Below are 22460 nucleotides of genomic sequence, written 5' to 3'. Positions count from 1 at the left end.
GGCTCCGGGCCCGCGCTCCGCCGCCAGAGGCGACGCCGACAAGGTGACGCCGACAAGGTGACGAGGTAACAGCTGCCCGGGTCCACCTCCATGCGAGCTCGGTGGCCCCCCGCGCGGACGAGGGCGAGATGATGGCGGCCATGCGCATCCGCATCGACGCCGTCGACCTGCCCGGCCTCACCCGCCCCCCGAGTGTTGACGGCGCGGTCCCCGCCTACGTCAACATCCACGTCGCCGTGCAACGCCGCGACCGTCCGGCCGAACTCCTCGATCCCCAGCCCGGCGATGCGCCGTCCGCGACGTGGACCCTGGAGTGCGCCACGAGCGCCTCGCCGACCGGCATCGAGATCAAAGGCCCCTACGTGCAGGACCGTCTGGGCCGAAGGTTCATCTACCTGTCGTGGGGCACGGTCGACGAATCGGGCACCTTCACTATGTTCCGCCGGGCCAAGCTCATGCTCGACGTCATCCCCGCCGACGTACTCGCCGCCGCCGCACGCGACGGGCTGCTCGTCGGACGCCTCGGCCTGACCGACGCGCAGGGCGGGCCCTTGTGCGCACGCGTCGAGCCCCCTCACATCACCTGGACCGCCGCACGCGCCGACTAGGAGCGGCTCCGGGCCGATGTGACCTTCATCGCCATCGTCGGGTCACGGCGCGTTCTCCGCTGTCCCACCCGTTGACGACGACGGCAGTGGCGCATGGCTCATCGACGGAGGTCACGGCGCTGTGGCCGGAAGCGTTCGGCAGGAGCACCACATCCGCGCGGACCAATATCTGTACCCGCGATGTGAGAAATAGCTGCGGCGCACCGCGAGTATTCCCCGGCCGCCGACCCGGGCGGAACCAGTGGTCGCTCGGGTCCGATCGCGTCATGCTAACGTCGATCCAAGTTGCAGGTGTGGTTGCCAGAGGGTTCATTTTCCGACGGGTTGATCAGCACGGCGACGCGGGATCCGCACAAGGCGAATTCCGAACATCGTCCCCGAAGGAGATATGACATGGCTACTGGCACCGTGAAGTGGTTCAACTCGGAAAAGGGCTTCGGCTTCATCGAGCAGGACGGCGGCGGCCCCGACGTCTTCGCCCACTACTCGAACATCGCCACCCAGGGCTTCCGCGAGCTGCAGGAAGGCCAGAAGGTGTCCTTCGACATCGCTCAGGGCCAGAAGGGCCCGACGGCGGAGAACATCGTTCCCGCCTGACACCGGCAGCAACGCATACTTCGCAGCTGGGGCCCGCACCTTGGGGTGCGGGCCCCAGCTCGCTGCATTTCAGGGCGCGCGACGGGAAGGCCCCACCACATCACCGAAGGGTGACGTATTCCCCGTCGATACGACTCGGCGCCCATCGCCTCCGGCTCGTTCTCGCGATTCCCTGCGCAGTTCATTTTGCTGCGGAAATTCCTTGCTACGTGCCTACGTGCTCACATCGAGGAAAGGTTCCGCTTGAACCGCGCACGCACCGCCCGCACGACCCGTACCAATGACCGCTCCCGGGGTACCGCCGCCAGGCGCTCGGGGGCTCCCCGGCGTTCCAAGGGCAACGATCGCCGGCAGACCTCACCCCAGGGCGAGTTCGCGCTGCCGGTGACGGTCACGCCCGCGCTGCCCGCCGTCGAGTCGTTCGCCGACCTCGCCCTGCCGGCGCCTTTGCTGGCCGCGCTCGGTCACGAGGGTGTGACCGTACCGTTCCCCATCCAGGGGGCGACCCTTCCGAACTCTCTCGCCGGGCGGGACGTGCTCGGCCGCGGCCGTACCGGGTCGGGCAAGACCCTCGCCTTCGGCCTGGCCATGCTGGCTCGGACAGCGGGTCGGCGCGCCGAGCCGCGGCAGCCGCTGGCCCTGGTCCTCGTGCCCACCCGCGAGCTGGCCCAGCAGGTCACCGACGCGCTCACGCCGTACGCCCGCTCTCTGCGGCTGCGGCTGGCCACTGTGGTCGGCGGAGTGTCCATCGGCAGGCAGGCCAGTGCGCTGCGCGCCGGCGCGGAGGTCGTCGTCGCGACGCCGGGGCGGCTCAAGGACCTCATCGGCCGTGGCGACTGCCGGCTGGACGACGTCGCCATCACCGTCCTCGACGAGGCCGACCAGATGGCCGACATGGGCTTCATGCCGCAGGTCACCGCCCTGCTCGACCAGGTGCGCCCCGAAGGGCAGCGCATGCTCTTCTCGGCCACCCTGGACCGCAACGTCGACCTGCTCGTCCGCCGCTACCTGACCGACCCGGTGGTCCACTCCGTCGACCCGTCCGCGGGTGCGGTCACCACGATGGAACACCACATACTCCACGTGCACGAAGCGGACAAGCACCGGACGACCACCGAGATCGCGGCACGGGACGGCCGGGTGATCATGTTCCTGGACACCAAGCACGCCGTCGACCGGCTCACCAAGCACCTGCTGAAGAGCGGCGTCCGCGCCGCGGCCCTGCACGGCGGCAAGTCCCAGCCGCAGCGCACACGGACCCTCGCCCAGTTCAAGACCGGGCACGTGTCGGTACTGGTGGCGACCAACGTCGCGGCGCGCGGGATCCACGTCGACAATCTCGACCTGGTCGTCAACGTCGATCCCCCCACCGACCACAAGGACTACCTGCATCGCGGCGGCCGTACCGCCCGCGCCGGAGAGTCCGGCAGCGTCGTCACCCTGGTGACCCCCGACCAGCGCCGCAGCATGAACCGGCTGATGGCTGCAGCCGCCATCACCCCTCACATCACCGCGGTACGTTCGGGTGAGGCGGAACTGAGCCGCATCACCGGCGCCCAGGCGCCGTCCGGTGTTCCCGTCGTCATCACCGCGCCCGTCGCGGAACGCCCCCGGCGCGCCGCGTCTTCCGCGACTCCCTCGTCCCGAGGCCGCCGCGACCGCGCCGCCCAGGGGCGCGCCACCGGTCGATCCGGACGACGCAGGGCACAGCGGCCCTCCATCGACTCGGCGGGCTAGCGACCCGCCGTTCGCGGCGGGCCTCCCCGACCACGACCACGACCGATCACCATGGCCTACGACGCGCGCGTCACTCCGCGGCTTTTCCGTGCGGGCATGAAGATGAGGGCGGCCAGCGCCAAGCCGGCCACGGCGCCGATGAGTTGCATGCCGTCGAAGGTGTCGGTGAAGGCGCGGCCGTTGGTCACGGCCGGGTTGGCGGAGCACGTGGACGAGGTGAACCAGTACGCGGCGCCGATGTAGGAGGCGACCGCGACGGGGGTGTGGCGGAGGCGGTCGGTGCGGGCCAGGCCGAAGATCAGCAGGATCAACGGCGGTCGCGACGATGGCAAGGGCGTCGAGGCCGTCCGCCCCATCCGCGACGAGATCCACAGGCGAATCGAGGCCCTGATCGCCGAGATCGACGCCACACAGAAGGCGCGAGAGGCGCGAGACCCGGTGCCGGACAGGGACGCACGCACGGCACAGTCGAGCCCAGGTTCTTGTGGAAAGCTGGGCGTGAGGGTGGTCCAGGCCTGAGGAGCAGCGGTCACCGACGGCGATCTGCTGCAGCAGCGACTCGGTGAGGGGCCGTGCTTCGGCGCCGCCGCTTACGGCTCTCAGGGCGAGCGGGTCTTCCGCAACTCCGATCTCACCGCGCTGCACCGGCGCCGGCCTGTCGTCGCGCCTCAGGCCCGTGCGCTCGGCGTGGGCAGCATGATGGGTTTTCTGTTGTTCACCGACGACGAGGAATTCGGCGCGCTGAACTTCTGCTCCCGCAAGCCCGGCGCCTTCACCGAGGACAGCGAGACGACCGGTTTGCTGCCGCATCCTCATGGGTGCCCACGAAATCACCGAAGAGGAAGCCTTCGACGTGCTGCGCCGCTCCTCGCAGGAGGGCAACATCAAGCTTCGCGAGTTCGCCCGCCGTGTATGCGAACAGGGCATCCCGGGATGACCGTAGGGCGGCACAAGGGCGATTGAGCTGGATGCCGCGGAGCGATTCTTGGTTGTCCGACTCGGGGACCATCCGTCGTGCTCTTTGTCCATCCACGGTCTGAGGAACCTTGTCTCCTTGATGGATTCGCCCCAACTCCCTCAGCCGAAAGGGTTGGTCCGACCCGTACACCCCAACGGCAAGGACCTCCCCCACGTGCGAAACAGCCGAATAGCCTGCTTTCTGGCGGCCAGTACCGTCGCCGCCCTGGTTCCCGCGCTCGCGCCGGCCACGGCATCCGCCGCGTCCGCCCCCTCCACCGCGGCGAACCCCATGAGCCAGTACCTTCAGCAGAAGCCCGCCTGGCACCGCTGTGACAGAGAGATGCCGGCGGCCTTCCAGTGCGCCACCATCAAGGTGCCGCTCGACTACAACCGCCCCAGCGGCAAGAAGCTCGACCTCGCGATATCGAGGCTGAAGACGAGCACCAAGCAGGAGCGCCGGGGTGTGCTCCTGCTCAACCCGGGCGGACCCGGCGGTCCGGGCGTCGACATGCCGCAGTACATGGCGAGTGAGCTGCCGAAGAGTGTGAAGGCCAAGTACGACCTCGTGGGATTCGACCCGCGAGGAATCGGCCAGAGCTCCCCCGTCAGCTGCGGCCTGACGCCCGAGCAGGCGAACTCGGAACGGCCGTACAGGGCCGCGACGTTCGCCAAGGACGTGAAGTGGGCCCGGACCGTCGCCGAGAAGTGCGACGCCAAGCAGGGCGACAAGCTGCGGCACATCACCACCCGCAACACCGCGCGGGACATGGACGTGATCCGGGCCGTGCTCCGCGAGAAGAAGATCTCCTACCTGGGGTACTCGTACGGGACCTACCTCGGCGCGGTCTACACGCAGATGTTCCCCAAGCGCTCCGACCGTTTCGTGCTGGACAGCGCCGTCGACCCGGCCAGGGTTTGGCGCGGCATGATCCAGATCTGGGCGGAGGGCACCGAGCCCGCCTTCACCCGGTGGACCGAGTGGACCGCCGAGCGGAACTCCACGTACAAGCTGGGGAAGACGCCCGAGGCGGTCCGCAAGACCTTCTACGACCTCGTCGCCCAGGCCGACCGGAAGCCGATCGACCTCGACGGCACCAAGCTGACCGGTGACGACATCCGCTCCGGCAGCCGGGCCACGTTCTTCAGTGTCCGTGACGCCGCCGAGTCGGTCGTCGAGCTGAAGAAGGCCGCCGAGGGCCGGCCCACCTCCGGTGGCGAGGCGGGCAAGAGGCTCTCGCCGCAGCCGCCTTCCTTCGCCCGCGCCGTGCCCGAGGACAACGGCGACGCCGGCTTCTGGTCCGTCGTCTGCGCCGACACCCGCAACTGGCCGCGCGATCCCGAGCAGTACCGCGCCGACGCGATCCGGGACAAGGCCAAGTACCCGCTGTACGGCGACTTCGTCTCCAACATCAAGCCGTGCGCCTTCTGGGAGAAGAACGGCTCCGAGCCCGCCACCACGATCGACAACAAGGTCGGCGCGCTGATCCTCCAGAACGAGTGGGATTCCCAGACCCCGTTGGCCAGTGGGCAGGGCCTGCGACGGGTCATGAAGGGCTCGAAGATGGTCACGGTCCTCGGAGGTGTCGGACACGGCATCTACGGCTCCAAGTCGTGTGCCGACAAGCCGGCCACGGCCTACCTGACCACCGGAAAGCTGCCGGCGAAGGACGTGACCTGCAAGGCCGCTCCGGAAGCACGCGAGCGCGCGGGCGACAACCCGCTCCCGCTGCCGACGCCTCGGGGTCTCCCGGGGATGGTCAGCCGTTTCTGAACCCGGGACAAGGTGACGACGACGTGGGGCCCTCCGTCAGCGGCGGGCCTCACGAGCACTCGTGCCGCCGGGGGCGAGTCCGCACGTGCCGGACCTCGACACCCCGTCCTGCCCGGTGAGCTGCACGGCGACCTTGCCGTCGGCGTCCTGGCTGTAGGCGATCGTGCAGATCAGCTGACGTAGCGCAGGGCCGGACAGGTCCTTCAGGGCGATGGGCAGGCGGGTCGTGACCCTGCCGCCCGGGGAGGCTTCGACCTCGACGGTCGCGCCGGGGCGGGTGGCCGGGAGGGAGGTGCTCAGGCCTGCGGCGCGGTCCTCGTCCCGCGGGCCGCCGAGCAACGCCAGGACGACCTTCTCCGTGGGCACCGGGCCTGCCGCTTCGCTGAGGTTCTGGTCCTCGGCCGAAGGCCCGGTCGTCCGGATGACGGGGGTCAGCGCTCCGTCGGGGGACCGGAAGAAGAGCAGCATGTCGTAGTCGCGGTTGAGGAAGGCCTGGAAGCTGGCGGGGCCGCCCGCCTCGATGACGTCGGTCTCCTTGATCCCGCAGCCGCCGAGCAGCGGTGCGGTCGCCGCGAAGGCGAGGGCGACGGCTGCCGCGTGCCGGCGCGTCCGCGCACGCCTCATCCGCCGGCCTCCTCCGCGTGGAGCGGTATCTCGACGGTGAAGACGGCACCGCCCCCGGGCCGGTTCCCCGCGCGGATCGTTCCGCCGTGCAGCTTCACGTTCTCCGAGGTGATCGCCAGTCCCAGGCCGCTGCCCGCCGAGCGGGTGCGGGCGGCGTCGGCCTTGTAGAAGCGGTCGAAGATGTGCGGGAGCACGGCGGGCCGGATGCCGGGGCCGTTGTCCGCGACCTCCGTGATCAGCAGGACGGGGGTGGCCGGGGAGCGGGTCTCGGTGCGCAGGCGTACCGTGACCGGCGCGCTGCCGTGCCGCAAAGCGTTGCCCACGAGGTTGGCGATCACGAGGTCGAAGCGGCGCGGGTCGAGGCGGGCGCGGATGCCGTCCGGGAGTTCGGTGCGGACCCGGCCGTCGGTCTCGGTCCAGTGCCGGTTGTGGAGGGTTTTCCGGATGGCCTCGGCCACGTCGACCTCGTCGGCGTTCAGCTCGGCCGCGCGGGCGTCGAAGCGGGAGATCTCCATCAGGTCCTCGACGAGCACGGCCAGCTTTCCGGTCTCCGCGCTGACCAGCCGGACAGCACGGGCGGTGTCGGCGTCCAGGTGGTCCGCGTCCTCGTCGAGGACCTCGGTGACGGCGAGCATTCCGGCGAGGGGGGTGCGCAGTTCGTGCGAGACGTCGGAGGCGAAGCGGCGGGCGCGGGCCTCGGCCTCACGCAGTTCCCGCACCGATCGCTCCAGTTGGGCGGCCGACTCGTTGAAGGTGCGTGCCAGGTCGGCCAGTTCGTCGCTGCCGCGCACGGCGATCCGGGTGTCGAGTCTGCCGCTGCCCATGCTCCGGGCCGCCTGGCTCAGTTCCCGCACCGGGCGCAGCACGCTGCGGGCGGCGATCAGGCCGGGTATCAGCGCGATGGCGAGGCCGGGCAGGGCACCGTCCCGGCCGGCCATGAGGAGGGCGTCGACGTTGACCTGTTCGTCGGTCATCCGCATGACGGCGTAGAGGACGAGTCCGCTGGGCAGCACGCTGTCGGGGCTGGTCTTGAAGACCATGGGCATGGCGATGGTCAGGTACGGGACGCCGTCCTTGACGACCCGCTCGAAGCTGCCGTGGGGGTTGGCCCGCGCGGCACGGCGCAGTTCGGGTGTGATGACGGTGGAGACGGGGTTCTCGCCCGAGGAGGCGCGGACCGAACCGTATTCGGCGAACACCACCCAGGGGTGCGGCTTGCCCTTGCGGGCGATGTCACGCAGGACTTCCTGCAGGCCGCCGTCCTCCTCCCGCACGGGCAGCGCGAAGCCGGTCAGCTGCACCTGGTCACGGAAGGACGAGACCGCCGTGTCCTGGGCGGTCTTCAGCAGCGCGGTGCGCGCCTCACGGTAGGTCAGCGCGGCCGTGGTGCCGGCGCTGACGGCGGCGACCAGCAGGAAGGCGAGCATGAGCCGCGTACGCAGCCCGAACGCCCTGAACCGGGACCGGTGAGGGCGGGCGGTCACAGCGGCCCGAAGCGGTAGCCGAAGCCCCGCAGTGTCTGGACGTAGCGGGGGCTGCCGACCTCGTCCTCGATCTTGCCGCGCAGCCGTGCGACGCACGCGTCGACCAGCCGGGCGTCGGCGTGGTAGCTGTGATCCCAGACGTGCTCCAGCAGTTGCTGCCTGCTGAACACCTGCTCGGGGGCGGCGGCGAGGTGCAGCAGGAGCTTGAGCTCCGAGGGGGCGAGCGCGAGCGGCCGGCCGGCTTTGGTGACCGTCAGTCCGACCCGGTCGATGGCGAGTTCGCCGTAGAACTCGATGGCCGGGCGGCCCGCGCCGGCGTCGTCCAGGCGACGCAGTACCGCACGGATCCGGGCCTCGATCACCTCGGTGCGGGCCGGCTTGACGATGTAGTCGTCGGCGCCGGCTTCCAGGCCGATGACCACGTCGAAGTCGTCACCGCGCGCGGTGAGCATGATGATCGGCAGCTGGCTGCGGTCACGGACCCGGCGGCAGACCTGTACGCCGTTCATGCCGGGCAGCATCAGGTCCAGCAGCAGCAGATCGGGGCGGAACTCGGCCATCGCGGCCAGGCCTGCCTCGCCGGTCGCGGCCGCCCGTACCTCGTGGCCGCGGCGGCGCAGACCGAGTTCGACTCCTTCGCGTACGGAGGGGTCGTCCTCGATGAGGAGCACGCGGGGCATCGGCGGTTCTCCCTCGATGATGGTCAGGGACGGTGTCGGGTTCGGGTGACTCTGCGGCGTGCACCGGAGAGCAGCGCTTCCAGTTCGGCGAGCCGCAGCGGACGGGCGAGCAGGGCGAAGGTGAGGACGACGGCGGTCGCGCCGGCACCCGTGGAGACCACCGGCCCCGCCGGTGCGGTTCCCAGGGCCGCGAAGTGGCCCAGCGCGGTGGCGGGCACGGCGGCGAGCAGCAGCCTTACGTGAGCGCCGGCTGCGGACGAGCGCAGAGGACGGGCCACGGCGAGCCGACGGCTCAGCACCCGGGCGGTCACCGCCCAGCCCGCGCACAGCGCCAGCGAGTACGCCGCCGCCATGCCCGTCACGGCCCAGCGGGCCGGCAGCAGGTGTGCGGCGGCCATGGACAGTCCCGCGTTGAGGGCGACGATCACGAGGTTGAGCAGGAAGGGCGTACGGGTGTCGGAGAGCGCGTAGAAAGTGCGGGACAGGACGTACTGGCCGGACAGGGCGACGAGTCCCGGCGCGAAGGCCATCAGGATCCCGGCCATGGCGGCCGTGTCGGCGGCGCTGGTCCTGCCGTACCCGAAGACGAGGGCCATGACCGGCTGGGCGAGGGCGAACAGCGCGCAGGCGGCGGGTACGACGGCCGAGGCGCTGACGCGCAGGGCGTGCGAGACGTCGCGCCGCAGGGCGGCGGTGTCCCCGTCGGCGGCGGCCGCGCTCATCCGGGGCATCAGCGCGGTCACCACGGACACCGTGATGATGCCGTGCGGTACGACCCACAGGGCATAGCCGTTGTTGTACGCGCCGTACCCGGGACCGCCGTCGAGGCCCGCGGTGGTGGCCAGCCGGGTGGTGACCCAGTAGGCGGCCTGGTTGGCCAGGACCAGCAGCACCAGCCAGCCGGCCGCGCGCAGGGGGCGGGTCAGTCCGCTGCCGCGCCAGTCGAAGCGGGGCCGCCAGCGGAAGCGGGCGGCGCGCAGTGCCGGGAGGAGAGCGAGTGCCTGGACGGCTATGCCGGCGGTCGTGCCCCAGCCGAGGACGGCGGTCTCGGTCGCGGTGAGGGTGTCCCCGCCGCCCAGGGACAGCGCCAGATACAGGCCGAACACGGTCATGACGACGAGGTTGTTGAGGACCGGCGCCCACATCATCGCGCCGAACCGGCCGCGCGCGTTGAGCACCTGTCCGAGCAGGGTGAACAGTCCGAGGAAGAAGATCTGGGGCAGGCAGTAGCGGGCGAACGCGGTGGTCATGGCCGCCTGTTCGCCGGTGTAGTCGGTGTACGCGTCGATGATCGCGGGGGCCGCCCATACCGCGGTCGCGGTGATCGCCAGCAGGGCGATCACGCAGACGGTGACGAGCCGGTCGGTGTACGCGGCGCCCCCGTCGGCGTGCTCCTTGGCGGCCTTGACCAGCTCGGGCACGAAGACGGCGTTCAGGGCGCCGCCGAGGAGCAGCATGTAGACGATGGTGGGCAGGGCGTTGCCGACCGCGTAGCCGTCGGCGACCGGCCCGATGGTGCCGAGCGCCGCCGCGACCACGGCGGAGCGGGCGAAACCGGTGGCCCGGGAGACGATGGATCCGGCGGCCATGACGGCGCTGCCGCGGGCCGCGGAGGAAGCCGGAGAGGCCGCCGCCTTCGTCGCCTCCGCACTCCCCGTGCCGACCGGCGTCGTCTGCTTCATCGGCGGTTCAGGTACGCCTGGAAGGCGCGGTAGAGCGTGTGGTTGGCGCTGCCGCCCAAGGGTCTCTCCCATTCCCCCAACGTCTCGACGACCTGTCCCCCGGTGCCGAGCTTCCACCGCAGCAGTCCGTACGCACGTTCGTCTGGATCGAGTGTGGAGGGTACCCCGCGCATGTCGTACACGTCGGCGCCGAGCGCGTGGGCGTCCTGCAGCATCCGCCACTGCAGGGCGTTGGAGGGGCGGACCTCGCGGCGGTGGTCGGCCGAGGCGCCGGTCTGGTACCAGGCACGGCGGCCCACCGTGATCATCGTGTGGGCGGCGAGGATCTCGCCGCGGTGACGGGCGAGGTACAGCTTCATCCGGCCCGGTTCCTCGGCGTTGAGCGCCGCGTACTGACGCTCGTAGTAGGCGAGCGAGCGGCCGAGCCGGAACCCGTCGCGTCGCTCGGTGATGCCGAGCAGGCGGTAGAACTCGGGGAGTTCCGCCGCGCCGCCCACCACCACCTCCACGCCCTCCTTCTGGGATCGGCGGACATTGCGCCGCCACTCCTGGTTGAGCCCGGACCACAGGTCCTCGGGGGTTCGTCCGGCGAGCGGCACGTGGAAGACGTGGCGGGGCTGGGCGTCCCCGTCCCCTCCGGTCCCCTCCCCTCCGGTTCCGTCACCGCCGCAGCGGCGCCAGCCCCGGGCCCGCAGCCGCTCGGCCACGGCGGTGCCGAGCGGGTCGACCTCGCTGGCGAGGACGTCGCCGAGGCGCCGTCCGGGGCCGGTGAGCGGCTTGAGCAGGGCGGCGTCCCAGCGCCGGTAGGCGGGCGACGGGCCGATGCGTACGGCGAAGGCGCCCGCGCGGCGCAGGTGTTCCAGCAGCGGACCGAGCCAGCGGTCGACGTCGGGGTCGCTCCAGTCGGCGACGGGCCCTTCCGGGAGGTAGGCGAAGTACTTGCGGGTGCCGGGGAACTGCCGCAGCAACACCAGGGCCACACCCGTCAGTTGGCCTGCCTCCGGATCGGGCCCCCAGCCGAGCAGTTGGGAGCGCCAGCCCTCCTTGACGTCGGCCCAGGACGGGCATTGCAGGAAACCGGCGCCGAGGGCCGTGCCGTCGGGGGAGGCGAGGAAGGCGCGGTAGGTCTCCGCGGTGATGGTTCGCAGGGCCACGTCCCGGTTCCGTGCCCGGGGCACGCGGCTGGGCGGCACGAGCAGCGCTGACACAGTCTGAACCTCTCCTTCTCCCCGGGCCTGTCGCGGGGACACTCAGGAGGTTCACAGCGGCCCATGACCGCTCCGTCCGGCGAATGTGACCGGACCATGACGGTTCCTCACCAGCCGCCGTCACATAGCTCCATAGCGGCTGACCTCGGGTTTTCCGGCTCTACAGTCACGACATCGCCGACTCACCCACCCTTTTCCCGTCCTTCCCGGAGGTCCCGTTGTCGCGCACCCGTGTACTCGCCCATGTCCGCGTCCGGGCCGCCGTCGTGGCCGCCGCCATGGCCGCCCTGCTGACGCCGCTCGCCGCCTGCTCGTCGAGCGGCTCCCCCACCGCCCCGGACGGCAAGGTGAAGCCGAGCGCCGACGACCGCCCTGCCACGGTCACCGTCACGCCCGCTGGAGAACGGGTCCCGGCGGGCGAGCCCGTGCGGGTCACGGCCTCGGGCGGCAGACTCACCTCGGTGACCGTCACCGACGCCGAGGGCCACCGGCTCGCCGGCAAGGTCGCCGCCGACGGCCGGTCGTGGGTCTCCGACCGCAAAGCCGTGCCCGGCGCGTCGTACGAGGTGACGGCGGCGACCCGGACCGAGGGCGGAACCGCCAGGAGCACCAAGGCCGCCTTCACCACGGCTGAGGCGGACAAGGTCAACAAGGTCGACTGGCGACCGGGCGCCGGTGCCACCGTCGGCATCGCCCAGCCGATCGCCCTGGTCTTCGACCGTCCGGTCAGGAACAAGGCCGCGGTCGAGAAGCAGCTCAAGGTCACCACCTCGAACGGCACCGAGGGCTCCTGGGGCTGGATACGCGACTGGTCGGGCGGGGACCGGGTGGACTGGCGGCCCAGGACGTACTGGAGGCCCGGAACCAAGGTCACGCTGAACGCCGAGCTGAACGGCACCGACTCGGGCGCGGACGGCGGCTGGTTCGTACGCGACTACACGACCACCTTCACCATCGGCGCCCGGCAGATCGTCGAGGTCGACCTCGACCGCCATCAACTCACCCTCGTACGCGACGGCGAGACGGTCCGCCGCATACCGGTCTCCGGCGGCACGCCCGGCGGAGACAAGCGCTCCTGGCGCGGAACCGCCGTGCTCATGGCCAAGGAGGGCACGATCAACATGAACTCCGAGACGGTGGGCCTCGGCGACGCCTACGACAAGATGGTCGACCACTCGATGCGGCTGACCTGGTCGGGCATGTACGCGCACGCCGCCCCGTGGAACGCCCGCCACTTCGGCAACTCCAACCGGAGTTCCGGGTGCATAGGAATGAGCGACGCGAACGCGGCCTGGTTCTACGGGCAGGTGCGGCCGGGCGACCCGTTCGAGATCACCGGCGAAGACACCAAGGGTGAGGTCGCGCCCGGGAACGGCTTCGGCGCGTGGAACCTCTCGTGGTCCGAGTGGCAGGGCAAGAGCGCCCTGCGCCGAGACACGGCTTGAGGCCCGGGTCGGAGACCTGGGCCTGTTTGCCGTGCGTCACGCACGTCACCCTTCGGCGGCGGCCTTGAGGTCGCGCAGCCACGCTTCGAGGCCCCAGCCGAGGGCCTCGGTGGCGGTGGGCACATCCGCCTCGACCTGGTCGCCGGTCCAGGTCTCCTCGGTGTGGACGCGTACGCCGCCCTTGACCTTCTTGAAGGTCCACAGGTGGACGCCCTCGTCGATGCGCAGTCCCTCGCCGATCGCGGGCCCGCTCCACAGGATGCACTTGTCGCGCTGGAGTTCCTGGACGGTGGAGGTGATGTCGAGTGTGGTGGCGGGGGTCGTGGGGGTTGCGGGCGCGGGAGTCGTCCAGCGGAACTGCGAACCGGCCTTCAGGCGGCCGTGGTCGAGACGTTCGGCGGTGAGGACGGGGGCCTGCCAGGACGGCCAGCGTTCGACGTCGGTCTGGAGCTTCCAGATGGTGCTCAGGGACGCCTTGATGAAGACGTCGGACTCGTAGCGGATGACGGCGTCCTTGTCGACGCCGCGACCGCCGCACTGGGACGTGGGGCTGTGCGGGGTCGCCTGGGCGGCCGGGACGGTGCCGGCGAGGACGCCGGTGACGGCGAGTGCGACGGTGACCGCGGCCATGACGCCCCGGTGCCGACGCGGCTGCTGAACGGGGGCGTTGGACGGGCTGTTGCTGAACATGGGGTTCCTCTCGCTGGTTCGGTCGGTCGGTGTGAAGGGGCCGGGCACTCGGAGGCCTGCTACGGGTTCAGGACGACCTTCCCGGCGACGGTGCCGGACTCGGCCAGCCGAAGGGCGTCGGCGACGCGGGCCAGGGGCAGCTGCGCGGCGATCTGGGCGCTGACCTCGCCGCGCTGGAGTGCGGCGAAGACCTGGGTGAGGTCGGCGCGCAGGCGGGACCGGAACCGGTTCTTGGCCAGGGCCCGGCCGGCCCAGACGTTGAAGAAGTACGCGCGGCGGCGGTTGGGCAGGGCGTTCCACAGCCACACCCGGCCGAGCAGCTTGAGGACGGGCAGCTGCTTGGAGCCCTCGTCGTCCCGGGTGGAGGCGCTGCCGTACGAAACGAGCGTGCCGCCGGGGGCGAGGAGGCGCCAGGAGTCGACGATGCCGCTGCCGCCCACGTGGTCGAAGACGGCGTCCACCCCGTGCGGTGCGAGTGCGCGGATCTGTGCGGCGAAGTCGTCGGCGCGGTAGTCGACGGGGGCGACTCCCCGCTCCCGCAGGGCGTCGTGGTGGCGGGCGGACGCCGTGCCGATCACCCGGGCGCCGGCGGCCTGGGCGAGCTGGACCAGGACCGATCCGACGCCACCGTTGGCGCCGTGCACCACGACGGTGTGTCCCGCACGGACTCGGGCCTTGCGGTGCAGCATCTGCCAGGCGGTGATGCCGTTGACGACGAGGGTCTCCGCCTCCGCCGCGGCGATCCCGTCCGGCACGGGCACCACGTCCGCGGCGTCGACGACCACATGGCTGGCCCAGCCGCCGACCTTGACCAGCGCGGCGACCCGGGTGCCGGCCAGGTCCGGCCCGACCCCCTCGCCGGTCGTCAGCACCGTGCCCACGAGGTCGTAGCCGGGCACGAACGGGAAGGCCGGCTGGTCGTAGTAGCGGCCACGCCGCATCTGCTGCTCGGCGAAGGAGACGCCGGTCGCCTCCATCCGGATCACGACCTGGCCCGGGCCCGCCGAGGGGACGGCTCCGTGCCGGATCCGCAGCCCCTCGGGCTCGACCTTGCCCGGCAGAACGACCTCGACGAGACCTTCGGCGTCCATGGTGACCTCCACTGCTTTCCCGATCCGGTTACGTGCTTTCGTGTTCGTTATAAGTTCTAACTCATCGCGCCGCGGAGAGTCAATAGCTTCAGTGATAACCTCTAACTAGACGTTGCGAGTACAGCGCAGCGGTGCGGAAAGGTGGCAGGTCAGTGGCGGAACAGGGCACGACGACCCCGCGCGAGCGCTACCGCGCCCAGGTGCGTACCGAGATCAAGCAGCGCGCGTGGGAACAGATCGCCACGGCCGGCGCGACCGCGCTCTCCCTCAACGCGATCGCCAAGCAGATGGGGATGAGCGGACCCGCGCTGTACCGGTACTTCAGCGGCCGTGACGAGCTGATCACCGAGCTCGTGCGAGACGCCTACCGAAGCCTCGCCGACACCTTCCGCGCGGCCTCGGAGGCCGGCGCCGACCTGACCGGGCTGGCGCACGCCTTGCGGGGATGGGCCCTGGAGGACCCCCAGCGTTACTTCCTCATCTACGGCACGCCCGTCCCGGGCTACCACGCTCCCGACGACACCACCGCGATCTCCTCCGAGATCATGGCGACCCTCCTGGACGCCTGTGCCGCGCTGCCTTCGGAGGCGCCCTCGGATGTGCCCTCGGACGCTCCGGCGACGCCGTTCGACGCGCATCTGGAAGGCCACCGGGACTGGGCGGGCGGCCATCCCGCCCCGCCCGCGGTCCTCCACCGGGCCCTGACCTTCTGGAGCCGGCTGCACGGCGTCCTGTCCCTGGAACTCGCCGGCCAGTTCTCCGGTATGGGATTCGACCCCGGGCTGCTCTTCGCCGCCGAACTGGACGACCTGGTCGGCGCGCCCGCGAAGTGAAGGCTGAGCCGCAGGGCCTGTCCGACTCGCCGTCGCCGCGGCCCCAGCTCGGCGGGTTGTCCGCGAACTCCCCCGAGATTGTCCGTGATCGGTAACGGACGCATCCCCCGGCCGCCGCCTCTCGTCCTGCCATGTGGTCACAAGGTGACCGGGCATCGGCGAGGAATTGCGCGAAAGCGGGGCGGACATGGCACGGCACAGCGGCGGGCGGGGCTGGTACGGCAAGCTGGTCGGGGCGGCGCTCGGGGTGACGGTGCTCGCCACCGGTGCCTCGCTGTGGACCGCGCAGGCCGATGCCGTGGGGGCCGCGTCACCGAAGGCGTCCGCGTCCGCCAAGCCGGGCAGTGACGTCAAGGCGGTCGCGGAGACCATCGTGCACGCCTCGGACAAGGGGGCGCGCGGCGTCAACATCACCATCGACGACGGCCCCGACCCCGTGTGGACCCCCCAAGTGCTGGACGTGCTGCGGGAGTACGGGGTGAAGGCCACGTTCTGCATGGTGGGGACGCAGGCGCAGGCACACCCGGACCTCGTGAAGAAGGTGGTCGCGGCCGGGCACCTGCTGTGCAACCACTCGGTGTCGCACGACACCACCATGGACAGGCAGTCCGAGACCTACCAGTCGCAGCAGATCCTCGATGCCGAACGCATGATCACCAAGGCGTCCGGGGGCGTACGGCCGGCGTACTACCGGGCGCCCGGCGGTGCCTTCACCCCCTACAGCCGCAAGCTCGCCGCCTCCAAGGGCATGCGCCCGCTGGGCTGGAACGTGGACAGCAAGGACTTCGAACGGCCGGGCACGGACGCCATGGTCGCCACCGTCGAGCGAGAGCTGCCCAACGGGCCGACGATCCTCTTCCACGACGCGGGCGGCGACCGTTCCCAGACCGTCGAGGCCCTGCGCCGGATCCTCCCGTGGCTCGAGGAGCAGGGCTACTCCTGCGGGTTTCCGGTGCGTTGAGCGCCGCGATGAGTGCGATGGCCGGCCCCGCCCCGTTGTCGGGGCGGGGCCGCAGTTCTACGGCACGGGCTCGTAGGTCACCGTCGTGCCGGGGCACGCTTCTGCGTGTTGGGTGAGTGCTTCGAGTTCGGCGGCGTCGGCGGTCAGGCCCCAGCGGAGCTTGGTCGCGATCCACTCCGAGGTGTAGCGGCATGTGACCTCGACGGCCGGCGGCAGCCATTCGGCCGGGTCCTGGTCGGACTTGCTGCGGTTCGAGGCCGCGGAGACGGCGACGAGGGAAGGGCTGACGGCCAGGTCGTTGGCGTACGCCTCACGCCGCTCGGCGCTCCATTGGGACGCCCCGGAGTCCCAGGCCTCGGCGAGCGGCACCATGTGGTCGACGTCCAGGGCGGAGGCCGAGGTGAGCCACCTCGCGTCGTAGTACGACCACCAGCGACCGCCGGAGAGCTTGCAGCCGGGGAGGATCTGAGGCTGGTCGACCGCTTCGGCGAGCAGCACTTCCGCTCGGGTGTTGCAGCCGTCGGTGGGGTTCTGGCCGGCGTTCCAGTGCTTGAAGCTCGTGCGCTGATAGCCGTCCCGCACCTCTGCGGCGAGCGGGACGAGGTCGACCGAGGCCGCCATCGGGAGCGTGTACGTCTCGGCGGGGCGGTGCTGTGCGTGGGCGGGCGTGGGGGCCGCGAGGGGCACGACGAAGAGGGCGGCCGCGAGGACGGCTCGCCTGAGGTTCTTGATCACGCAGCGCAGAATTGACTGCGCGTAACTCTTTCGAGGGGTTCGACTCGAACGGATGAGCCATGTGGAGGCTTCAGTTCACCGGACAGGTGTGCTGATGGGCACCCGATGGAGGGATGCCGCCGTCACAAGGACCGTGAAGGTCGCTGGATTCCGGGGACGGTTCCAGGTTGCCGATCAGCCACCGCGGGCATCACCACCGAACGGGACCGGCCGCGGGGGACAGGGTGTGGCCCCGGTGCGGACGCTGCGGCTGCGGCCGAGCGCGCCGACGGTCCCAGGGAGGGAGTTGACCACTCATGCGTGCCCACAAGGGTGGTGCCCGTGAGTACACCGCACGCGCCGAGTACCTGCTGCCGTGCACCGTCGCCTCGGCCGGGCGGGCCCGCAGACTGACGTCCGCCTTTCTCAGCCGGACGCATTCCCGCATCGCCGCCGTCGGGGCCGATCAGGTGGCCGACGCCACGCTCATCGCGTCCGAGCTGGTCGCCAACGCGGTCCGGCACGGACGCACCGGCTGCCGGCTGCGGCTGCAGGTGAGCGCGGGGCGCGTGACCGTGGAGGTGCACGACGACGCCCCGGGCCGGCCCCGCATGCGTGCCGGACATGCCGACGACGAGAGCGGACGGGGCCTGGCCATAGTGCAGGCACTCACCGAGCGGTTCGATGTCGCGGTGCCGGTGACCGGCGGAAAGACCGTCCGGGCGGTGCTGACCGTCTGAGCCGGCATCCGGCGCGGGCCACCACAGGAGGTGGCCGTGCTCAAGGCGGCGCGGCGGCGAACCGCCGTCCACAGCCGATGTGTTGCCGTGTCACGGCCGTGCCACGGGGGCGTCCTGAACGGCTGACGGGCGTGACCTGCGGGCTCCGGGGCTCCTCATAGTCGGTACAGAGCGGGAAACCGGCGGCGAATTCCGTCGGCTCCCCACTATCGCCGCCTCGGAAGGAACCTCCCGTGATGAACCGCCACCTGCGCAACGCCGTCGTCGCCGCCGCCGCGATCACCGCCGGGCTGCTGATGACGGCGTGCCAGAACGGCTCCGACGACGACGCGGCCGGCAAGAGCGGAGCGGGCTCGACGTCGGTCGCGGAGAAGGCGTCGGACTCCAAGGCGTCCAAGGGATCCAAGGACTCCCAGGGCTCCCAGGGCTCCCAGGGCTCCCAGGGCTCCCAGGGCTCCCGGGGCTCCCAAGGCTCCACGAACTCCAAGGGCGTCAGCGGCTCGTTCACGGACGGCAAGGTCACCTATCTCGCCCCGGGCAAGTACATCGTGTCCGTACCGGGCAAGGAGGACCAGCAGTTCCTGGTCGCCGACGACACCGAGGTGTACGGCGCCGGCACGATCTGCGGCGAGGCAGGGGCCAAGGTCGACGCGCCGTGCACGCTGAACCAGCTGGAGGCGGCCACCGAGAAGGCCGCCGTGAGCGCCGACGTGAAGATGAAGAACGGCATCGCGACCCTGGTGACCGAGCGGCGCGCCGCCCAGCAGGACACCGGCTCCGGCTCCAAGGGCGTCAACGGCACCTGGTTCGGCAACGTCTCCTACCTGGCGCCCGGCAAGTACACGGTCTCCGACATGAAGGGCGTCGAGCAGCAGTTCTTCGTCGCCGAGGACACCGAGATCCTGGGCTACGACGACATCTGCGACGCGGTGAACACGGGTGCGGGCGGCGAGGGCGGCACCGAGTGCACCGAGGCCGAACTGGAGGCAGCCGCCAAGAAGGGCTTCAGCGCCGAGGTCGTGATCAGCAACGGCATCGCGACCAGCATCCGTGACGACCACTGAGGTCACCGGAACCAGGCAGTAAGTCCCGCCTCACAGTGAACGCACAGCGCACGGTTCCTCCTCTTATACGGCGACACCCACCAACTGAGAGGAACGCGCCGTGCGTTCACGTTCACCGATACGCATACGCCCGTATCCCGCCGGCTCCCTGGTCCTGGCCCTCGCCGCCGCGGGGTCCGTGCTGGCGGGGCCGGCCCACGCGGCCCCGGTCGCCGCAACGGCCGGCGTCGCCGATCTGCGCGCGGATGTGAACCGCGACGGGCGGGTCGATGTCACCGGTGGTACCGACACCCACCGTGAGGACCGCTGGTCGGTCGAGCGCGGGGCCGTATACCTGCCCAACATCGACGACGACACCAAGCGGTGTCCCGTCACCGGCCCGGGTGGCAGACCGTTGTCCGACGCCGAGCTGGCCGCCTGCAACGACGGAACGGACAAGAAGGTCAACGGCAGTGCGGACGCCGCCGACCTCGCCCGGGTCCGTTCCGTGCCCATGCCCGACGTCCCGGCGAGTGCCAAGGGCAGCCTGAAGATCACGACGGGCGCGGGGCACACGCGCCTCTTCCTCAAGCGGGCCGGGGCCTGGGTCCTGGTGACGTCCGGGACCCGGCTGACCGCGGCCGAGCTGCGTTCCGGTGTGGAGTTCGGCGTCGAGGCCACCGATGTCGTCCGGGACAGCGCCAAGTGGGACGGCCGGGCGGTGATCCGGCTGACGGTGACGGCCGGGCAGGCGTCCACCTCCGACGCCGTCACCCTGCGCGTCGCGCCGCTGCTGACCCAGCATCACCTGCAGAACACCCAGCAGGTGATGGTGTCCAAGGTCCAGGGTGAGGGCCCGGACAGCCGCCTTCAGCGGGAGTTCGTCACCGCGCTCGACAAGGAGGTGAAGAAGGCCGGGATCACCACCCCGCTGATCACCTTCGAGAAGTACGCCGACCGCTGGGCCCAGGACTTCGTCGAACCGGCCTACGTCAGCATGACCGGGCCGGGCGGCAAGCGGCAGGTGATGCGCGTGATGCTGCGCTCCGCCCAGCCGGACCGGGACGCCGGGCGGGAACTGTTCGAGAAGGTCCGCGGCCGGGACATCGGCGTCGTGCAGGTGACCGACCGGGCGGAACCCGACGACTGGTCGCTCAACTCCATGGGCAACCTGGAGACCATCCCGCCCTACTCGCACGGCGGGCGCTCGTTCCCCGCCGGCCGCATCATCATGGGCGAGCGCAAGGACAGCGGGGCGCGCCCGTCGAAGGTGATGCGCACCATGCTCAAGTCGCAGGGCCTGCAGGACCCGTTGCTGCTGGACACCTCCTGGCTGGGCGTCGGGCACGTCGACGAGTTCGTACAGTTCCTGCCCGCCGACACCCCGCGCGGCTGGCGCATCGGCGTCGCCGACCCGCAGGCGGGGCTGCGGCTGCTGCGCGACGCGAAGCGCGACGGCCACGGCGCGACGAAGATGTTCTCCGTCCCGGGCCGCGCCGACACCCCGGCCCCGAAGGAGACCATCGACCAGGCGCTCGCCTCCCGGCACCTGGTGGCCGACAACGAGATGGCTGCGCGGCGGATCGCGGCCAACCTGGAGATCCTGAAGCGCGAGACGGGCGTCACCGACGGCGAGATCGTGCGGGTGCCCGCGCTGTACACCCGTGATTCGGAGGCCTTGACCACCGATGGCCAGGAGGTTCCCGTGCCGCGTCTGACGCGCATGGGCGCCGGCTCCGACCTCGTGGACGGCCTCAAGGACAACGGCCAGCAGAAGTGGCTCACCGAGAACCCGGCCGCCCCGCGGGCGGCGGCCCCGGCGACGGTGACGACCAGCGCGTACGTTCCCGGAGCGGTCAACGGCGTCCTCCTGGGCCGCGACCGCTACCTCGCTCCGCGCCAGTGGGGACCCGTCGTCAACGGCAAGGACATCTTCACGGAGGCCGTGACCGCCGTGTACCAGAACGTCGGCATGAAGGTGTCGTACATCGACGACTGGTACACGTACCACCTCGGCATGGGCGAGGTGCACTGCGGCACCAACACCCTGCGGGACGCGTCGGCCGCGTGGTGGCGACGCTCGGCGCGTTGACGGGCAGCGGGTAGCCGTTATCCGACCCCACCCAAAACCTGCCCGGCCGTCCTGTACAGCCGGGCCGGTTTTGGGAGCACCTGGTGACTCTCCCCTCACCGGGCAACGTCGGATGGGTAGGCCGTGCCCCGCTCAGGCACCGCCCCTTCCCCCACCCCTCCCTGCCCCGGCACCGACACATCGGCCGAAGGATCGGCCGTCGGGGTCGCCGTCGGGGTCGAGGTCGGTGTCGCCCCCGTGGTCAGCGAGATGCGCTCGCCCACGCCGACCCGGGCGTAGAAGGACTTGGCGTCCTCGGGTCCGAGGGCGATCAGGGTGCCGCCGACGCGGAAGCCGGTCAGGGACTTGAGCTGTGCGGTGAAGGAGCCGACGTAGAGCGGCCGGTCGCTGCCGTCGCGCAGTTCGACGACATACGGGACGTCCACCACGGCGCGGTCCTTGGACGGGATGTCGACGGGCAGGTCTCTCTGCTCCTGCTTCGCGACCACCGTCATCGAGGTCGTCGGGGTGGCCGGGGCCTCGAGTACAGACTCCCAGAGGATCGGCATCGGTCGGCCGCCGAAGGTGAGAGTGCGTCCGGCCAGGTCGAGGGTCCCGGAGACGGGCTCCGGGGTGGTCGGGGACGGGCGGGAGGGCTCGGCCGGGGTTGCCGCCGGGGGGTGGAGCCGGTCCGGGTGGTCCGGGGTCCCGCCGAGGTGGAGCGTGAGCGCGACGGCCAGTGCGGTGAGCCCGGCGGTCCCCGCGCCGAGGGTCGCCGCGACCCGGCGGCGGCGTCGGCGGCGCAGCGCCCGGCCGCGGATCTCGGCGCCGGGGGCGGTCGGCCGGGTCTCCTCGGCGGCGGCCAACTCGCGCAGTGCGGCAGAGAGTTCATCGGACACGGCCGCTCTCCTTCCGGACCGGCTCGTCGGCCCCGTCCTCCGCGAGGCGCTCCGCCAGCGCGGCCCGCCCCCGCGCCAGCCTCGCCTTGACCGTGCCCACGGGCGCGCCGGTCTCGGAGGCTACCTGCTGCACGGTCAGATCGCACAAATGGTGCAGGACGATCGCCATCCGCTGCGCCTCGGGCAGTTCACGCAGGGCGGCCACGAGCGCGGTGTGCTCCGGGCCCGGCCCCGGCGTGGAGTCGGGGGGCGGGGTGCGCCGCACCAGTTCCAGCCAGCGCTTCGCCCGCCGCCAGCGGCTCACCGCCAGCCGCATGGCCACCGTGCGGATCCACGCCTCGGGGGCACTGTCCGCCAGGAACTGCTTGCGCCGGTCCCAGGCCCGTACGAACGCTTCCTGTACGACGTCCTGGGCCTCGCCGTGGTCTCCGGTGAAGGCGTAGAGCTGTCCGGTCAGCCGGGGGAACGCGGCCGCGTAGAAGGCGTCGAACTCGTCCTCGGTCATGCCCACCACCCCCACTCCCCGCCGGAATCCGTGCTCTTTCCGTTTCCTTGCAACCCGGCCGCCCCGCCCGTGCGTACAGGTCCCGTAGGTCTCGCTGGATCGCGTAGGTCGCATCCA

General features: G+C 71.1%; 20 protein-coding genes and 3 pseudogenes. 12 read left to right on the top strand and 11 right to left on the bottom strand.

From position 1 onward, the window contains the following. The first annotated feature begins 128 nt into the window (after positions 1 to 128). The 3 genes from ACWGDB_RS24570 (at position 129) to ACWGDB_RS24560 (ending at position 2942) form a co-directional block, all read left to right on the top strand. A complete protein-coding gene (locus ACWGDB_RS24570; RefSeq protein WP_453824434.1) occupies positions 129 to 608 on the top strand; it encodes a DUF5990 family protein in 480 nt (159 codons plus the stop codon). A gap of 393 nt (positions 609 to 1001) precedes the next feature. Next, complete coding sequence (locus tag ACWGDB_RS24565; protein ID WP_149830319.1) at positions 1002 to 1205, top strand: cold-shock protein; 204 nt, start codon at positions 1002 to 1004, stop codon at positions 1203 to 1205. Between the two features lie 243 nt (positions 1206 to 1448). Further along, complete coding sequence (locus ACWGDB_RS24560; RefSeq protein WP_453824360.1) at positions 1449 to 2942, top strand: DEAD/DEAH box helicase; 1494 nt, start codon at positions 1449 to 1451, stop codon at positions 2940 to 2942. A gap of 56 nt (positions 2943 to 2998) precedes the next feature. Here the strand turns inward: ACWGDB_RS24560 and ACWGDB_RS24555 are convergent. Further along, positions 2999 to 3253 (bottom strand): annotated as a pseudogene (locus ACWGDB_RS24555) (aquaporin family protein); the annotation flags it as partial. A gap of 16 nt (positions 3254 to 3269) precedes the next feature. On the opposite strand from ACWGDB_RS24555, the pseudogene ACWGDB_RS24550 reads away from it, so the two are divergent. The 3 genes and pseudogenes from ACWGDB_RS24550 to ACWGDB_RS24540 all read left to right on the top strand — a co-directional run. Beyond that, positions 3270 to 3356: pseudogene (locus ACWGDB_RS24550) on the top strand (phosphotyrosine protein phosphatase); the annotation flags it as partial. Positions 3357 to 3470: 114 nt separating this feature from the next. Further along, positions 3471 to 3879 (top strand): annotated as a pseudogene (locus ACWGDB_RS24545) (GAF and ANTAR domain-containing protein); the annotation flags it as partial. Between the two features lie 195 nt (positions 3880 to 4074). Beyond that, positions 4075 to 5673, top strand: a complete 1599-nt coding sequence (locus ACWGDB_RS24540; RefSeq protein ID WP_453824359.1) for an alpha/beta hydrolase — start codon at positions 4075 to 4077, stop codon at positions 5671 to 5673. 36 nt (positions 5674 to 5709) lie between these two features. Here the strand turns inward: ACWGDB_RS24540 and ACWGDB_RS24535 are convergent, their stop codons facing one another. Genes ACWGDB_RS24535 through ACWGDB_RS24515 form a run of 5 tightly spaced genes read right to left on the bottom strand, consistent with a single transcriptional unit; the run spans position 5710 to position 11351 of the window. After that, on the bottom strand, positions 5710 to 6297 hold the full coding sequence (locus ACWGDB_RS24535) for a hypothetical protein (RefSeq protein WP_453824358.1): 588 nt from the start codon (positions 6295 to 6297) through the stop codon (positions 5710 to 5712). Continuing rightward, on the bottom strand, positions 6294 to 7724 hold the full coding sequence (locus ACWGDB_RS24530) for an ATP-binding protein (protein WP_453824433.1): 1431 nt from the start codon (positions 7722 to 7724) through the stop codon (positions 6294 to 6296). Before ACWGDB_RS24530 ends, ACWGDB_RS24535 begins: the two co-directional genes overlap by 4 nt. A gap of 53 nt (positions 7725 to 7777) precedes the next feature. Beyond that, positions 7778 to 8461 carry a response regulator gene (locus ACWGDB_RS24525; protein ID WP_451180650.1) on the bottom strand — a complete coding sequence of 228 codons (684 nt, stop codon included), beginning with the start codon at positions 8459 to 8461 and terminating at the stop codon, positions 7778 to 7780. A gap of 23 nt (positions 8462 to 8484) precedes the next feature. Continuing rightward, positions 8485 to 10143: a murein biosynthesis integral membrane protein MurJ gene (murJ, locus tag ACWGDB_RS24520; protein WP_453824357.1), complete on the bottom strand. Its 1659-nt coding sequence runs from the start codon at positions 10141 to 10143 to the stop codon at positions 8485 to 8487. Beyond that, entirely contained in the window at positions 10140 to 11351 is a 1212-nt protein-coding gene (locus ACWGDB_RS24515; RefSeq protein WP_453824356.1) for a lipid II:glycine glycyltransferase FemX, read from the bottom strand. The genes murJ and ACWGDB_RS24515 overlap by 4 nt, the downstream gene beginning before the upstream one ends. A gap of 278 nt (positions 11352 to 11629) precedes the next feature. Between ACWGDB_RS24515 and ACWGDB_RS24510 the strand changes: the two genes are divergently transcribed. After that, positions 11630 to 12796: an Ig-like domain-containing protein gene (locus ACWGDB_RS24510; protein ID WP_453824432.1), complete on the top strand. Its 1167-nt coding sequence runs from the start codon at positions 11630 to 11632 to the stop codon at positions 12794 to 12796. A 45-nt stretch (positions 12797 to 12841) separates the two neighbouring features. On the opposite strand, the gene ACWGDB_RS24505 is transcribed toward ACWGDB_RS24510, so the two are convergent. Both ACWGDB_RS24505 and ACWGDB_RS24500 read right to left on the bottom strand, forming a co-directional pair. Further along, the gene (locus ACWGDB_RS24505) at positions 12842 to 13486 is read right to left on the bottom strand and encodes an SRPBCC family protein (protein ID WP_453824355.1); all 645 of its coding nucleotides are present in this window, start codon (positions 13484 to 13486) and stop codon (positions 12842 to 12844) included. Positions 13487 to 13545: 59 nt separating this feature from the next. After that, entirely contained in the window at positions 13546 to 14577 is a 1032-nt protein-coding gene (locus ACWGDB_RS24500; RefSeq protein WP_453824354.1) for a medium chain dehydrogenase/reductase family protein, read from the bottom strand. 152 nt (positions 14578 to 14729) lie between these two features. Between ACWGDB_RS24500 and ACWGDB_RS24495 the strand changes: the two genes are divergently transcribed. Next, entirely contained in the window at positions 14730 to 15410 is a 681-nt protein-coding gene (locus ACWGDB_RS24495; protein WP_453824353.1) for a TetR/AcrR family transcriptional regulator, read from the top strand. A gap of 187 nt (positions 15411 to 15597) precedes the next feature. Beyond that, positions 15598 to 16371 (top strand): polysaccharide deacetylase family protein, encoded by a 774-nt coding sequence (locus tag ACWGDB_RS24490; RefSeq protein ID WP_453824352.1) that lies wholly within the window; start codon positions 15598 to 15600, stop codon positions 16369 to 16371. Between the two features lie 57 nt (positions 16372 to 16428). Here ACWGDB_RS24490 and ACWGDB_RS24485 read toward each other — a convergent pair whose 3' ends face one another. Further along, positions 16429 to 17106, bottom strand: coding sequence for an HNH endonuclease family protein (locus ACWGDB_RS24485; RefSeq protein WP_453824351.1), 678 nt, complete (start codon positions 17104 to 17106; stop codon positions 16429 to 16431). 296 nt (positions 17107 to 17402) lie between these two features. Between ACWGDB_RS24485 and ACWGDB_RS24480 the strand changes: the two genes are divergently transcribed. The 3 genes from ACWGDB_RS24480 (at position 17403) to ACWGDB_RS24470 (ending at position 20960) form a co-directional block, all read left to right on the top strand. Next, positions 17403 to 17825 carry an ATP-binding protein gene (locus ACWGDB_RS24480; RefSeq protein WP_383613927.1) on the top strand — a complete coding sequence of 141 codons (423 nt, stop codon included), beginning with the start codon at positions 17403 to 17405 and terminating at the stop codon, positions 17823 to 17825. A gap of 236 nt (positions 17826 to 18061) precedes the next feature. Continuing rightward, positions 18062 to 18889 carry a hypothetical protein gene (locus ACWGDB_RS24475; protein WP_453824431.1) on the top strand — a complete coding sequence of 276 codons (828 nt, stop codon included), beginning with the start codon at positions 18062 to 18064 and terminating at the stop codon, positions 18887 to 18889. 100 nt (positions 18890 to 18989) lie between these two features. After that, positions 18990 to 20960, top strand: a complete 1971-nt coding sequence (locus ACWGDB_RS24470; RefSeq protein WP_453824350.1) for a protein-arginine deiminase domain-containing protein — start codon at positions 18990 to 18992, stop codon at positions 20958 to 20960. Between the two features lie 95 nt (positions 20961 to 21055). Here ACWGDB_RS24470 and ACWGDB_RS24465 read toward each other — a convergent pair whose 3' ends face one another. Beyond that, positions 21056 to 21838, bottom strand: coding sequence for a hypothetical protein (locus tag ACWGDB_RS24465; RefSeq protein WP_453824349.1), 783 nt, complete (start codon positions 21836 to 21838; stop codon positions 21056 to 21058). Then, positions 21828 to 22343, bottom strand: a complete 516-nt coding sequence (locus ACWGDB_RS24460; RefSeq protein WP_362386229.1) for a SigE family RNA polymerase sigma factor — start codon at positions 22341 to 22343, stop codon at positions 21828 to 21830. Before ACWGDB_RS24460 ends, ACWGDB_RS24465 begins: the two co-directional genes overlap by 11 nt. Positions 22344 to 22460 lie beyond the last annotated feature (117 nt).

It is taken from the genome of Streptomyces sp. NPDC055013 (assembly GCF_053608645.1).
The sequence above is the reverse complement of the archived record's forward strand: the minus strand, read 5'-3'. Positions and strand labels throughout refer to the sequence as shown.